This is a genomic window from Desulfothermus okinawensis JCM 13304 (genome assembly GCF_054654515.1).
On the sequence record NZ_BAAIEW010000001.1, the window covers coordinates 1 to 14774 of the forward strand.

Here is a 14774-nt window from a genome sequence, read left to right on the forward strand (position 1 = left end):
TTTAATAACACCAGAACCCTTAGCTGTACACATAAGGGCCATGAACTGGGCCTGCATGTCAGTTGGAAAACCAGGATATGGTTGAGTTATTATGTCAACACAATTTATGGGATCTTTTGCATCTAAAATCAGTCTATCCTCATTGATTGTAATATCTACTCCCATCTCCTGTAATTTTGATAGAATACCATCCATTGCATAGACAGGCGCATTTCTGACCTCAATGTTACCCCTTGTAATTGCCCCTGCCACAAGATAGGTACCTGCCTCTATCCTGTCTGAGATCACTTCATATTCACAGCCTGATAGTTCCTCTACACCCTGAATTTTTATCACATGGGTGCCATGTCCCTCAATGTGCGCGCCACATTGGTTCAAAAAATTTCCAAGGTCCACTATCTCTGGTTCTCTGGCAGCATTTTCTAAAACAGTTTCCCCTTTTGCCAATGTTGCTGCCATGAGTAAATTTTCAGTTCCCCCTACAGTTGGAAAATCAAAAATAATATGTGCACCATTGAGTCTATCACACCTAGCATCAATATAGCCATTCTCTACATTTATCTGAGCACCCATTTTTGATAGACCTTGAATATGCAAATCAACAGGCCTAACTCCTATGGCACATCCACCGGGAAGGGCTACCCTTGCCCTTTTTCTCCTGGCCAAAAGAGGCCCTAAACACAAGATAGATGCCCTCATTGTCCTCACAAGATCATAAGGTGCTTCATCATTTATAAAAGTAGGAGGACTCACTCTGATCGTCTTTTTGTTCTTGTTATAGACCACTTCGCATCCAAGTATATTTAGCAACTTAACTGTTGTTTCTATGTCTCTTAAATTGGGAATATTAGCAAGATAAGCACTATCTGAAAGCAAAAGAGTTGCGAATAAAATTGGAAGTGAAGCATTTTTTGAACCACTTATATTCACAGTACCTGATAATTTATTTCCGCCTTCTATTACTAACCTATCCATTTTTGCTTGACCTCAATTTCTTTTTCATATAAATATTTTTTCATCTGTGGTGGGTGTAGCTCAGGTGGCAGAGCACTTGGTTGTGGCCCAAGTGGTCGCAGGTTCAAGTCCTGTCACCCACCCTTTTCATTTCCTTCGAAGCTTTCTCACATCACCAACCCTTATAGTTAGCTTTTCTTTGTCAAAGTATTCCAATAATGGTATTGAATATTTTCTGCTAAGGCCTGTTAATTCTTTAAAATTCTGGGGTTTCATTTCTTCACTGTTTTCAAAAAATTTGATCATCTTAGATTTTATTTCTTCCAGGGTATGTTTTAAATAAAACAGGTCTTCTTTGATTTTAATCAAATCGCCGCTGTCAGTGAGTAATTTGAGAATTGGGTATACATCTTTTTTCTCAACACCCAATTGTTCCACTAAATTTTTGACAGTTGGAGGAGAGTAATTATTTTTTTCAAAAAGCTCCAAAATCCGCTTCCTCAATTGCTCCTGATCTTTTTTTAGGGATACCTTGTGGCCTTTTATTTTTATTAGTTCCTCTTCTGTTTCAATCAATTTCTGTTTAAAGGCATACTCCAAAATAAAATGTATTAGTTTTGAATTCAGATCTTTTCCCCAATGAGAAATTATCTGCCCCTTGGAAATCCCTGGATCAATTGGATTTTCAGCGTGAAATTTATTTATGTATTCAACCAGACTATCTAAAAGACTATCCACCCAGGACCTGGCTATGTATATTTTTTCTTCCTTGTCATAACAAAAAATCTCTTGCCTAGATTGGAGTTTTTCCAATGCTCCAGTCAATTTTTTCAAAGAGACATTTGTGAGCACATGAAGCTCTTTTAGACTGTATCCCTTAAGACCTATGTTATTTAGATGGAGCCTTATTTTTCCTTCCAGGTCTGCATTTATAATCTTTTTCAAAATTTCTACTTGGTTTGAGTATCTTTTAATTTTCTGTCCCATGGGATTTATTATTGTCCCACCCCCAATGGTCCTTAAGGGAGAAAATGACCTTATAACAAATTTATCCCCAAAAAGCCCCACCATTGGTTCTGGGAACCTAACCTGCGCATATCCTGTTTCCCCTGGTTCAAGCTTATCCCTATCAAGGAGATATATCCTGGCCATGATCTCTGTGGTCCCGTGATGGAGATGGACTTCTTTTCTATGCAAAATTGGCCTGGGAGAAGATGATAGACACGTTATTTCCACATCAAAGGTGGTGGAAGGAAAAAGGGTATCAGGTCGTCCTATTATATCTCCTCTTTTAATATCTTCAACTTCCAGTTGGGCCAGGTTTATAGCAGTTCTTCTTCCAGCAGATACACTTTTAACAGAATCTCCATGAACCTGTATCTGTCTTACTTTTGAAGGTTTTTTACTGGGATACACAAAGACATCCTCTCCCACTGAGATATGCCCTGATATAAGTGTACCAGTTATAACTGTTCCATGACCTTTTAAGGTAAAGACCCTGTCTACAGGGAGTACAAATATATCTGAAGTGTCCCTTTGTTTTATTTTTGCTACTATCTCTTCAATTGCCTTAACCAGGTTATTTAGTCCCTCTCCTGTATGGGCTGAAACTGGGATGATTTTGGTATCCTTTAAAAAAGTATTGGACAAATAATCAGATACATCCTCTATTGCCAGCTCCCTTAATTCTTCATCCACCATATCTATCTTGGTCAGGGCAACGACCCCCTTGTTTATTCCAAGTAGGGAACAAATTTCTATGTGTTCCCTTGTCTGGGGCATAATACCCTCGTCTGCAGCCACAACTAACAGGACAAAATCAATCCCTGTAGCACCAGCTACCATATTTTTTACAAATTTTTCATGGCCAGGCACATCCACTATTGAGAGCCTTGTTCCACTGGGCAAATCCAGATATGCAAATCCAAGTTCAATGGTGATACCCCTCTTTTTCTCGTCTTTTAACCTGTCACAATCTATTCCGGTTAATGCCTTAATCAGAGTAGTTTTTCCATGGTCTATATGGCCTGCTGTTCCCATAACAATAGACATATGCAGCTCTCCGCTCTTTTTAATGTTCAAATTTCATCTATAACTCAACTGTAATTCCAAGATTTTTTAGAAATTAAAATATTGAGTATTAAAAAAACAGAGAGTTGTAAAGAATTTTGCCTCTCTCAAATAACCCTGTATTAAAAATCTATTCTGCCTATTTAGCTCTGATTATTAATTGGGTTATGGATAAAGTGAATAGTGAATAGTGAGAAGGGAGAAGGGTGAAGGTAGAAGGGCGAATAGCACCTAAAACCTTGAACCTTGAACATTGAACTTTATACACCCACAGACACAGATAGCATACACAGACACAGCAAGGCTTGAGACTTAGGAGTTAATGGAAGACGCAGAAAATTTATTACTAGTAATTTTTTTATATATGTTGTCTTGACAATTTTTATCCACCGCCCATATAAAGGAAAGACCCCTTTTAAAGGACTAAACAAGGGTTTTTAACTAACTTTCTGGAACAAAAAATTAATATTTTAAGAAGGGAGTTGATATGCGGGACATACTAGAAAAACAACGCACCTTTGCTTTGCTGGGGAGTACTGGGACTGGTAAGACATCTTTAGCAGAAATGATATTTTTTAATGTTGGGATGACCACAAGGTTAGGGACCATTCCCAATGGGAACACTGTACTTGACTACGAGCCTGAAGAGATCAAAAAGGGAGGATCCATTCAACCTGCTTTTGCTGTATACACATGGAAAAAAAATAGACATTTTTTGATTGACACACCTGGTGATTCAAATTTCCAGGGGGAACTCCCATACCAGCTAGTTGCTGCAGATGGTATTCTATATGTTTTAGATGCAACAGATGGAGTAAAACCCCAGGACAAAAAGCTATGGAATGAAGCAAAAGAATTTGAGCTTCCAACAGTAGTGGTTGTTAACAAAATGGATAGGGAAAGGGCTGATTTTGAAAAGGCGTTAAAAGGGATTCAAGATGTTCTAAAGGCAAAGCCAATGGTAAAATATTACCCAATTGGCTCTGAGGCAGATTTTAAGGGAGTTGTGGACGTAATAGAGAAAAAGGCCTATATATTCAAAGATGATGGGAAGATAGAGCCAGGGGAGGTGCCTGGTGATCTAAATGACAGAATTGAAGAGCTCTATGAATATTCTGTGGAAAATATAGCAGAAAGTGATGAAGAGCTAATGGAAAAATATCTTGAAGAGGGAGAGCTCACCCCTGAAGAGATAAAAAATGGTCTGAGAAAAGGCGTTTTAAGCGGGGAAATTGTGCCGGTTTGTGCAATATCTGCCCTTCAAAATAAAGGAGCAGAGTTGGTTTTAGGTATGATCCAGGACTTACTTCCATCTCCCATTGAGAGAAAGCCATGGAAAGGAGTTGATGATCAAGTCCGAAATTCTTCAGAAGAAGAGCCATTGGCCGCATTTGTATTTAAAACTATCACCACCCCATTTGGTGGTCTCTTATCAATGATAAGGGTCTTATCTGGCAAGCTGACTTCAGATATGCAGGTATTTAATCCAGAAAAAAATGCAAAGGAAAAATTGGGACAGCTCCAGTTTGTAATTGGTAAAAAAATGGATCCATGTAAGGAAGAGGTTGGGCCAGGTGCCATTGTGGCTGTTGCCAAGCTAAAAAGCACACAGACCGGGGATACCATTTGCCATGAAAAAAATCCATTTGTCTTAGACAAACCCAAATTGCCACCCCAAGTACTATCTTATGCAATTAGCGGAGAAAATAAAGGCGATGAAGACAAGATGATGGCTGCTGTACAAAAACTCCTTGAAGAAGATGTTAGCCTAAAAGTTGAACACAGTGAAGAAACAAAAGAGATTTTACTATCAGGAATGGGGCAACTTCACATTGAAATGTCTGTTGAAAAGGTCAAGAGAAGGAGCAAGGTCGGTGTCAAATTAAAAGAACCTAAGATTCCCTACAAGGAAACCATTAAGGGGAAGGCAGAGGCCCATGGGAGATACAAAAAGCAGACTGGTGGTCGTGGCCAATTTGGAGACTGCTGGATAAGGATGTCTCCTCTACCCAGGGGTGCTGGATATGAATTCGAAAATCAGATTGTTGGTGGTGTTATACCAAAACAATTTATTCCAGCAGTGGACCAGGGAATCCAGGAAGCAGCTAAAAAAGGAGTGCTTGCTGGCTATCCTGTGGTAGATTTTAAAGTAGAATTGTATGATGGCTCCTATCATAGCGTGGACTCCTCTGAACTTGCCTTTAAGATTGCTGGTTCAATGGCATTTAAAGAGGCAGCAGAAAAAGCAGGGATAGTGCTTCTGGAGCCAATTATGAAAATGGTCATAACTGTACCTGAAGAATTTATGGGGGATGTTATTGGTGACCTATCCAGCAGGAGAGGAAAGGTTTTGGGCTATGAATCCCAGGACGGAATAGCAGAAATACAGGCCCATGTTCCCATGGCTGAAGTGTTAAAATATGCGCCAGACCTAAGGTCCATGACAGGTGGTCAGGGAACATTTGTAATGGAATTTGACCACTATGAAGAATGCCCACCAAATATACAGGAAAAGGTAGTAGAGGAATCAAAGGCACAAAAAGAAAAATAGAATTAACTGGCCAGATCAAAAAAATGAGGCCATTTGGGCCTCATTTTTTTGATCTCCATATCCTTCCCATATTTTATTTATTATCTATTTTTTTTTGAATTTATCTTTTTATTGAAATCCCCTGCATTTCTCTAAGGTTTTCCAGCTTTTCCATTGCTCTTTTGTTTACAATTGATTCTTTTGCCATTTCAACTCCTTGTTTAAGGTCTTTTGCCATATCACATATGTACAGGGCTACTGCAGCATTCATGCAAAAGAAATCTGCATCAGGAGTATCAAATTCTCCTTTTAACACATTTAAAATTCTCATGCTATTTTCTTGTGCATTTCTTCCACTCATGATCTCAAAGAATTTCCTGGTCTTAAGTCCAAAATCTGAAGGAGTTACAATATATGTTTGAATCTCCCCATCCCGTAACTCTACTACTCTTGTTGGACCGCATGTTGAAAATTCATCCATCCCCTTTGATGGATCTTCTCCTTCTACCATACCAAAAGGGGATATTGCCCTTTTTATGCCGATCTCTTTTAAAATAGCAATTAATTGATCACATACTGTGGGACTGTATGCACCAATTACGATTGCATTTGTCTGTTCACATGGACGCGTGAGTGGGCCAATAATATTAAAAGCAGAAGTAAATCTCATGGATTTTATCAACCTTGCCCACCCGGATTTTAAAAATGCTTCTCCAGGCAGATAACATATCTTGTATTTTTCCAAACATTTTTTTGCGTTTTCCATAGGGGTATTTAGATCAATACCTAAAATTTCCATTACATCAGAGGCTCCGGAAACTCCTGTAACGAGTCTAGCTCCTTTTTTTGCAATACAAAGTCCTGCACCTGATGCAATAAATGTTGCAGGAGTAGAGCAATTGACAGTTTTTAACGGATCTGAGCCTGTCCCCACTATATCGCAAACAAATTCATTAGTATTTATGTAAAACTTTTGTGTATCATATGTATCTAAAGCATCCCACGCCCCTGCAAGTTCTTCTATGGTAGGACCCCTTGTAATATGGGCCATTAAGAATGCTCCTTGCTGAAGATCTGGTTGAATATTTAAAATAACCTGTCTATAGGCATCCTTTGCCTTTTCTCTATCCATTTTTTTGCCTGCAGCAATATCACATATGAGTTTTCCAAACTCCCTTAATTCAGTCTCTGTTGCCATTTCCATCTCCTATTAATTCTTTAAAGGTCATATTTAAACAAGAATAAAATTTTTATCTAAGACTACTAAGATAGAGTTTCATTATTAACCTCTTGCCAATTTAATACTATTTTAAAGGCTTTTTTATGTATTATATCATAAAATGCAGTCTCAACTTCTTTTGGATTTATAAATCGTGTAATAGTTCTTTTTAAAATTTCTTGGTTGTTTTGTATAATTTCTAATGCCATCTCCATATGCATTTTCCTACATCCATAGCTGCCTATCAAGGTTATTTCCTTATAATGTAATTCATTTATAATCTTCACAGGTATTTTAGATAAATTAGATATAGCACTAAAAAAGCAAAAAACACCTCCTTTTTTTAAAAAATTTAAACTATTCTCAAATCCAGTATAAGTTGAAGTAGCATTTATTACACTATCAAACTTGTTTTGTGAGTCTTTTAAAGATATAATATTTAGTTTATTTTGTATTTCCTTAGATTTATTAATTCTTTCCTCATCAATATCATAAAGATATACTGTATATCCATATTCTCTAGCACACAGACAGCATAAAAGTCCCATTATGCCAGCCCCTACCACTAGTAATGTTCCCCCTTTTATCTTTGATATTGCATTAATTACACATCCTATTGGTTCTGCCAGTACAGCTACCTGTGGAGGAACATCTTTAGGTATTTTTATAAGACTTTTTTTAGGAACAGATACAAATTGGGCAAAGCCTCCATCTCTGTGAAAACCTATAATTTTGATATTATCACACAAATTTTCCCTTCCTGCTCTACAGAAGTTACATTTTTCGCAACAATCGCCAGGCCACACAACATATATTTCTTGTTTGTCTTTTTCCCTGCCTACAATTTCATGTCCTGGTATTCTAGGTAATATTAGGTCCCTATGACCCTTTTCCCACAATTTCACATCGGTTCTGCAGATACCGCAATACATTACTTCCATTAATGTATAATTGTTAGAAATATTCTCTGGAATAGGTATTTTTTTAATTTTTATAGATTTTTTATCTTCTAATATTATTGCAAACATATTTAATCGTTCAGTTAACTGTTTAACAGTATGGTCCACTTGTTACAACAAATGCTGGCGAAATTGCCAGTGAAGAGTTATTTCAAGTCTAATTATTACAATAACTAATTCTTTCTCTTTAAAATGTTTTTTCTACCAAGACCATAACCCAAGTTTATCAATGTGATAAACTCGAGTTAAGTAACGTACTTTAGAATTTAAGAACTTTCAATATCATTTTGGTGGGGATTTTAAATTGACTTTAACAATCTTGTAATTCTTCTTCAAAGAAATTAAAAGATTAGTGAGTCCTAATTTAAATCTGTCAAAACCTGGATAAAAAAACCAGGCAGCAAGCATATTATTTCACCTGCCTCAGTTCAAGTATCCTTTTTACATTAAAAGTCCTCTCTTCACCCCGCAACTGGCAAAAGGCCCTAAGTGCCAGAAATGAACTTCCCTTGTAAGTGCTTTCCTGAATGCTCAGTGGAAGCACCACCCTCTTTGAGCGTTCGTCTTTTGCCTTGAGATAAACCATTTCAAGGAGTTGTTTCTTTTTTATTGACTCTTTAATGAGTCTCACCTTTGTTTCTAATGGCATCTTTTCTTCAGAGAGGCGATACTGAAAGGAGGTGATAAACTGCACAACCCTTTTATCGAGCCATATGTGCTTTAACTGTAAGGGTTTTTTTAGTACAAGTCCCTCCAGACTGCGACACCTTGACAGTCCCACATAAGCGTGTCCGTGGGAGAATGTTCCCCTGCCTATGTCAATGATGACCTTATCAAATGTGAGTCCCTGGCTCTTGTGGATGGTTATTGCCCAAGCAAGTCTAATGGGATACTGCTCATAGGTTCCAACAGGGACTGTTTTTAGAGTCTGTATCTCTGTATCATAATGATATTCAAACATCTCCCACTTATGGGGTGTAACCTCTACTGTGGAACCATCCTCAAGTTCAACCCAGAGGATGTCTGTTTTTTTCTTCCCTTGCGTCTCTATATCTGCCAACCTGCCCATTGTGCCGTTTATCCACCTGCCAAGAGGGTCGTTGTTAAGTAACATTACCTGGCAGCCTACTTTGAGCTCAAGGCTCAATGGGGCAGGTAGTGCATCTGATTCAAAATCACCTACCCTTTTACCTTTATAGATATGCCTTTTTGTATTTAGTTTTTTGAGGTTTTTCTTGTTTATAGTATCCGCTAGCCTGTTTGTGGTGGTGAGATATATGTAAAAATCCCCTTCAGGTAGTGCAAAGTCTGGCATTACTTTGCTATTTAGGATCGCAAGTTGTTCCTCTGTAATGGTCTTGTTTCTTATGGCATTTAATATATCAAGGAACCTATCATCGCTCTGGCGGTACACCTTTTGAAGCTCCACATAGTCTATTTGAAGGTCCTGAAATACCTTTGCATCAAAAAAGTATGGACTTTTGTAGTATTCCTTGAAAATTTCTTTTTCTTTTGACCGGACAACTGGTGGGAGTTGATAAAGGTCACCTATGAATATGATTCTTATTCCACCAAAGGGTCTTTTTCTGGTTTTGCCATATTTCCTCAAAAATATATCTATTGAATCAAGTAAATCTGCCCTCACCATGGAAACCTCATCAATTACAATGGTGTCAATTTTTTTGTAGATTTCCCTGTCTGGAGGGTTTGCCTCTGTTACAGTCTCAGGGGTAATGTCAGGGCGAAATCCAAAAAAGGAATGGATTGTCTGGCCCCTGATGTTCACTGCCGCCACCCCTGTGGGTGCAAGATAGACTGCATTCTTCTTGGTAGTTTCTCTGAAATAGTTGAGTAAGGTGGATTTACCAGTGCCTGCACGACCAGTGATTAAGAGGTGTTTTTGGCCATTTTCCATCAACTCATGGGCCTTTCTAAACTCCTCGTTAATTTCAATGTGGTTAAGTTTCCTCATCTCAATGCAATTCTTGTTTTTTAAGCAAAGTCTCTCATCTTTTATAGATTTAAATTAGATTAATTATGCAAAATAACATGTAAAATTAAAGCCAGAATTTGTCAATGAAGATGTCGCCAAAAGCTATGCCAGTAGGGGGGGGATTTTTGAGGGACTTTTACTGGAGAATTTTTGTACCTTTAACATGTCGAAGTGGGAAAGAGGGTTTATGTTAACCCTCTTTCTTTTTGTTCGCATATTAGTATGTATTAGATGTACTTTTAAAAATATGTTCAGTGCTGTTATCTGGTTTAAAATAAACTTTGTCATACAGGGAATATAATGGACTTAATTTCTTATATCCATAGATTTTAAAACAGTACGATTTGTTTTGCTCTAATTTTTGTTGTAAAAATTCACTATATTCAGTGGTATTGTTATCTGATATATCTACAAATGGAATGTATTTATCATTGCAATTACCATTATTATATTGAGAATAAAATATGGTATATCCATCTATATATGAAGTATTTTCAGGAGCATTCCATGTAAATTTTAGGATTTGTATGGGAATATTATTAAAATAGTGAATATTTGTCATTAAATTTAAATCTGGAGACCAGGACAAAGGATTTGTAGCGTAAATATCTACACTACAAGAAAATTTAGTTATCTCGTCCACTAAATTGAAGTCCCCATACAATAAAGTGGAGACAATAGAAATATTATTTGATTGCCTCTTTTCATCCGAGTTGTTATTTCTATTTATTTTCTGTTTAAAATCTATGTTGATATGAATATTTTTATAGGAGATGCGGGTATTGGTGCACGAAATGCCATCACTGTCAGATGAAATTGTAAGTGTGACATTAGTACTCTCTCCAGGTCCTAGAGAACCAGATGTTTTTGAAAAGTCCAGATTGATGTCATCTCCAGTATAGTCATTTCCCAGTTCCCACTGGATTTCTTCATCCCCAAGATTTTTTAAAGTGAAATCATACTGTTTTACAGGTAATTTTTCTCCACACACGTTAGTTATTAGTATGTTTCGGTTTCCAATTACCTGAAGTTCTCCAGGTTTGTTAGTAATTCCCCATTCACTACTTGATTCAAATTCTTTACTCACTGTGTAAAGGGGTTTTTCTTTCCAGAATTCGGTATATTTTCCTCTTATTGAATCGTTTAATTTTTCCACAATCTTTTTGGCTATCTTGTTATCCCATTTGGTTGAGGAGATGATTCTACCATAATAACCTATTCCAATACTACCTTCCAGTTTAACATCCGTGCTAATTTTAAGATTTTTGTCAATAATGTCATCTAGAGATACGGTTTCTGTGCCATTGGCATTTTGCATAGCTTTTAAATCCACTTTTAAATATGGTCCCAAATAGTTATTCATAGCTACACCTATTCCATAAACATATACAGCAGGCTCTGCACCAATATATGCAAATCCATTGGCTCCAACATTCAATTCTGAACTCTGGCTAAATGAAAAATCAGAATCTAAACTACTTTCCAGTTTATCTCCATTATAAACAAAGGCAAAAACTGGATTACTTACACCAGAAAAAGTTATTTTTGCTGCACCCACGATCTTTGCTTTATCATAATCTTTTCCTGCCCCAGCACCTTTGATACCATAACTAATAGGTATCTCCTCAGTCACTTTTATTGGAATTCCGTAAATGGAAAAAGTTTGAGTGAATTTAGGACCTTTATATAGGATTTTATGTAAACTATATTTCTTTTTTAGCTGGGCTGTGGCATTTCCATTTATTTGTATGTTGGATCCAAGCGTCAAATAGATGCCATCCAACTTTAAATCTATACCATCCAAACTTACGTCAGTATCCCATCCAATGTTGAGATCAACATAAGGCCTGAGCTTGACAATTCCTGTTAGAGAAGAATTCTTATCTTTATCTAAATAAAGAGGTCCAAAGGTTTTTTCATATTCTGTTTCCCACGAATAATCTATGTCTCTTTTCAGACTCTTTGTATAGACTTCTCCCCTGTTTAAATCTATTTCAATATATTGTCTGGTGGGATCAAAAGGAATGGATTCATCTCCAATAATAAGATCGCTATTTATCAACTTTATTTCTTTGTTAACCTGGACTGAATCTGGAGTAAGGGTAGTAGAGATATACCCTCTTGGTATTATATTAGTTAAGGGTACGAATTCAGTTAAAATATTAAATGTAGAACTCTTATTTATATTTTCATCTAAATTAGTTACAAAATAGTTAGTAACAGGACTTATTGATGTTATCCTTCTATAAAAAACTGGTTCGATTTTGTGGACTATAATATCACCTGGTTTTAAGTTGTTCAATTTTGAGATAAGGGCAACATCACTCGTTGTTACTGTTATGTCATCTAAAAGGGGAGAATTGACCTCTATATCTGATATTGAACTATTATTGTCTATGTTGTTAAGAGTAATTTGCACACCTGTTATATCCACTATATTTACATTATCTGCTAACTTTAATTTTGGTAGTATGACAGGAGTAATTATTCTATCTTCTTTTAAATTGTTAATATAACATGTTGTTCCATTATTGGATACTTTATTACAACCCATCCACTTAATTAGACGATAGTTGCTATTTAGATTTTTTAATTTTATTTGAACTGTCATATTAGATTTTTTTTCTGGATTTATCCAAAGTAGTTCATTCTGTTGAATAGTTTGTTCTCCCTTTTGTATCTCTAATGTTGCATGGGAGGGTTTTATTATTAATAATTTCAAATCCTTTTTTAATTTTGCCAGAGCAGGGTTATTCATTATTAGGCCATTTTTTTTGAAAATAGATTCTATTTTGTTTTTTAATTCTTGGCGATCCCCCCTGTGATATAATGCCGTCAAGGTTTTTAAGTGAGTTTGGCTGAATTTAAGAGGAGTTTTATTCACCTTTAAGGGGTTAAAACTAGTGATCACTCCAAAATATGAGGTTGTAGCTTCTGCTCTTTTTAAATTTGATTTTAAATCAACCAATTTATCTGCTACAACATTTAAGGTGTTTTCAAGATCAGAATATGAAAGTTTACATGATGACTCTGAACATAAGTGGCTTACATAATTATAAACTATGTCAGTTAGAACTGTAATATTAACATTTCCCTCTATAAGATTTTCAACTTTTGCAAAACCAAATAGTGTACCATTATTTGAGGTTGGATTGGGATCTATTAATCCATCATCATCTACATCGATGTCCTCTCCTCCACTGATTCTTACTAATACAATTTGATGTTCATCCCAATCTTTGGGATTAGTAAATTCGAAAGCTCCAAGTTCATTTGTCTTTAACTCTACACATGTATGATCTTGAGTATATGCTAACTGACAAATTTTCACATCTGCATTTGCCAGAGGTCCAAGTAATGCATGGTTCCCTTGAGGCAGAGTATAGGCATTATCTGATGAATTTGGACTGACACCATTGCCACCTCCGCTGCAGCCTGATAAAATCAAAAAAAATAGAATTAGTAACACTGAAACATAGATGACTATTTTTTTCATAAATTCCCCCTTACTGTTTAAAATTCATTAAAAAAATAAATCCAATACATTGTTTTTTTATATAAAATGAAAAAAGACTATGATATGAAGAATGATGTGTAAGTTTTTTAAGAGAAACAAACAATTTCATATAAAAAAATTTTACATTGTAATTTTAAAATAATGAGAATTTATTTTTAATCAAGTATAATTTTTAGAGTATTACAGTTTCGTGTGTATACATTGTATTTGTTTTAATGTCAATAAGTATTCATTTTCAATAGTTTTTTCAGGTCAAAACTCATTTAACAGCTTTCTTCCGTTCGGAAACAAATAAAAAATAATAAAAAAAAGAGGACCAACTGGTCCATGAGTTTTTTGGATTTATAAGTTGCTGCCATGAGTTAATTAGTAAATTAATAATATCGCCTATTTTCTCTTTTAAAAAGTTCCTGGCCATTAGAAAATCTGATTTTAGATGCCCTATTACTGGTTTTATGGCTGCCTTTCTCCTGAAACGCTGATGTATGTAAACTAAACGCCCCTTCTTTCACATAATCTTTTTACCTCACACTCATCGCATCTTGGAGACCTTGCTTTACATACGTCCCTACCAAACCACACAAATAAATGATTTACCAAGTGCCAATCTTTCCTTGGATATAGCTCCATTAAATCTCTCTCAATTATGGTTGGATTTTTTGACTGGGTAAAACCAAGCCTATTGGACAATCTCTTTACATGGGTATCTACAGCTATTCCTTCATTTTTGGAAAAACAATTGGATAAGACAATATTTGCAGTTTTTCTCGCCACTCCAGGAAGTGTTAGGAGATCCTTCATATTAGAGGGAACTTCTCCATTATATACATTTAAAATTTTTTTTGCAGAACCAATTAGATTTTTTGCCTTGTTTCTAAAAAAACCAGTGGTCCTGACTACCTCTTCAACCTCCTGTTGCGTTGCCGTTGATAGGGATTTTATATCTGGCCACTTTTTAAAAAAAATAGGGGTTACCTTGTTTACCCTATCATCAGTACATTGTGCAGCTAAAATAGTTGCTACAAGAAGTTCCCAGGGAGTTTTCCAAACCAATTTTGTCCGGGGATTTGGATACCTTTTTTTCAATATTGTTAGAACCTCGTTTGCCCTCTTTTTTTTGTCCATTACTCACTCCTTGAAAATATATTATTTGGTATTTATTATTTTCTTGCAAATTACTATAGATCTAATTAAACCACAACAAAAAGGAGTCCCCCATGGAGGTAAGGTTATTTTATGTAACTTGCAAAGACAAACAAGAGGCAGAGAGTATAGCAAAAACTCTTCTTGAGGAAAAATTAGTTGCTTGCGCCAATATATTCCCAGAAATGGAGTCATTTTTTTGGTGGAAACAAAAAATTGACAAGGCAAAAGAAACACCTATGATTTTAAAAACAAAAAAAGAACTATCAAAAGAGGTCATAGAAAAAATTAAGAGTCTGCACTCATATGAGTGTCCTTGTATCATTGAGATACCTATTACTGGAGGATTTAAAGACTTTTTGAACTGGATTTATGAGGAGACCAAATAG

Annotated in this window: 9 protein-coding genes and 1 tRNA gene; 3 read left to right on the forward strand and 7 right to left on the reverse strand. The window is 35.9% G+C overall.

Annotated features, from left to right (window positions below):
- Window positions 1-975, reverse strand: a 975-nt coding sequence (gene murA, locus ACYQ0O_RS00005; RefSeq protein ID WP_459889450.1) for a UDP-N-acetylglucosamine 1-carboxyvinyltransferase, incomplete at its 3' end; no start/stop codon positions are given.
- A gap of 49 nt (window positions 976-1024) precedes the next feature.
- Here murA and ACYQ0O_RS00010 point away from each other — a divergent pair.
- Window positions 1025-1097 (forward strand) — tRNA-His (locus tag ACYQ0O_RS00010).
- Window positions 1098-1101: 4 nt separating this feature from the next.
- Here ACYQ0O_RS00010 and selB read toward each other — a convergent pair.
- Window positions 1102-3006: a selenocysteine-specific translation elongation factor gene (gene selB, locus ACYQ0O_RS00015; protein WP_459889452.1), complete on the reverse strand. Its 1905-nt coding sequence runs from the start codon at window positions 3004-3006 to the stop codon at window positions 1102-1104.
- A 505-nt stretch (window positions 3007-3511) separates the two neighbouring features.
- Here selB and fusA point away from each other — a divergent pair.
- Window positions 3512-5575, forward strand: a complete 2064-nt coding sequence (fusA, locus tag ACYQ0O_RS00020; protein ID WP_459889454.1) for an elongation factor G — start codon at window positions 3512-3514, stop codon at window positions 5573-5575.
- A 100-nt stretch (window positions 5576-5675) separates the two neighbouring features.
- Here the strand turns inward: fusA and trpD are convergent, their stop codons facing one another.
- From trpD to nth, 5 genes are all read right to left on the reverse strand, one after another.
- Entirely contained in the window at window positions 5676-6752 is a 1077-nt protein-coding gene (gene trpD / locus ACYQ0O_RS00025) for an anthranilate phosphoribosyltransferase (RefSeq protein ID WP_459889456.1), read from the reverse strand.
- Window positions 6753-6817: 65 nt separating this feature from the next.
- Window positions 6818-7801, reverse strand: a complete 984-nt coding sequence (locus ACYQ0O_RS00030) for a zinc-dependent alcohol dehydrogenase (protein ID WP_459889458.1) — start codon at window positions 7799-7801, stop codon at window positions 6818-6820.
- A gap of 340 nt (window positions 7802-8141) precedes the next feature.
- Entirely contained in the window at window positions 8142-9704 is a 1563-nt protein-coding gene (locus ACYQ0O_RS00035; RefSeq protein WP_459889460.1) for an ATP-dependent DNA helicase, read from the reverse strand.
- A 238-nt stretch (window positions 9705-9942) separates the two neighbouring features.
- Window positions 9943-13221 (reverse strand): hypothetical protein, encoded by a 3279-nt coding sequence (locus ACYQ0O_RS00040; protein ID WP_459889462.1) that lies wholly within the window; start codon window positions 13219-13221, stop codon window positions 9943-9945.
- 513 nt (window positions 13222-13734) lie between these two features.
- Window positions 13735-14367 (reverse strand): endonuclease III, encoded by a 633-nt coding sequence (gene nth, locus ACYQ0O_RS00045; protein ID WP_459889464.1) that lies wholly within the window; start codon window positions 14365-14367, stop codon window positions 13735-13737.
- 92 nt (window positions 14368-14459) lie between these two features.
- Here nth and cutA point away from each other — a divergent pair, with 92 nt between their 5' ends.
- Window positions 14460-14774, forward strand: coding sequence for a divalent-cation tolerance protein CutA (gene cutA / locus ACYQ0O_RS00050; protein WP_459889466.1), 315 nt, complete (start codon window positions 14460-14462; stop codon window positions 14772-14774).

What these genes read in the sequence shown, in the direction of transcription:
- selB (WP_459889452.1), bottom strand. Translation starts at nt 3,006, where the DNA reads ATGTCTATTGTTATGGGAACAGCAGGCCATATAGACCATGGAAAAACT.
- fusA (WP_459889454.1), top strand. Translation starts at nt 3,512, where the DNA reads ATGCGGGACATACTAGAAAAACAACGCACCTTTGCTTTGCTGGGGAGT.
- trpD (WP_459889456.1), bottom strand. Translation starts at nt 6,752, where the DNA reads ATGGCAACAGAGACTGAATTAAGGGAGTTTGGAAAACTCATATGTGAT.
- ACYQ0O_RS00030 (WP_459889458.1), bottom strand. Translation starts at nt 7,801, where the DNA reads ATGTTTGCAATAATATTAGAAGATAAAAAATCTATAAAAATTAAAAAA.
- ACYQ0O_RS00035 (WP_459889460.1), bottom strand. Translation starts at nt 9,704, where the DNA reads ATGAGGAAACTTAACCACATTGAAATTAACGAGGAGTTTAGAAAGGCC.
- ACYQ0O_RS00040 (WP_459889462.1), bottom strand. Translation starts at nt 13,221, where the DNA reads ATGAAAAAAATAGTCATCTATGTTTCAGTGTTACTAATTCTATTTTTT.
- nth (WP_459889464.1), bottom strand. Translation starts at nt 14,367, where the DNA reads ATGGACAAAAAAAAGAGGGCAAACGAGGTTCTAACAATATTGAAAAAA.
- cutA (WP_459889466.1), top strand. Translation starts at nt 14,460, where the DNA reads ATGGAGGTAAGGTTATTTTATGTAACTTGCAAAGACAAACAAGAGGCA.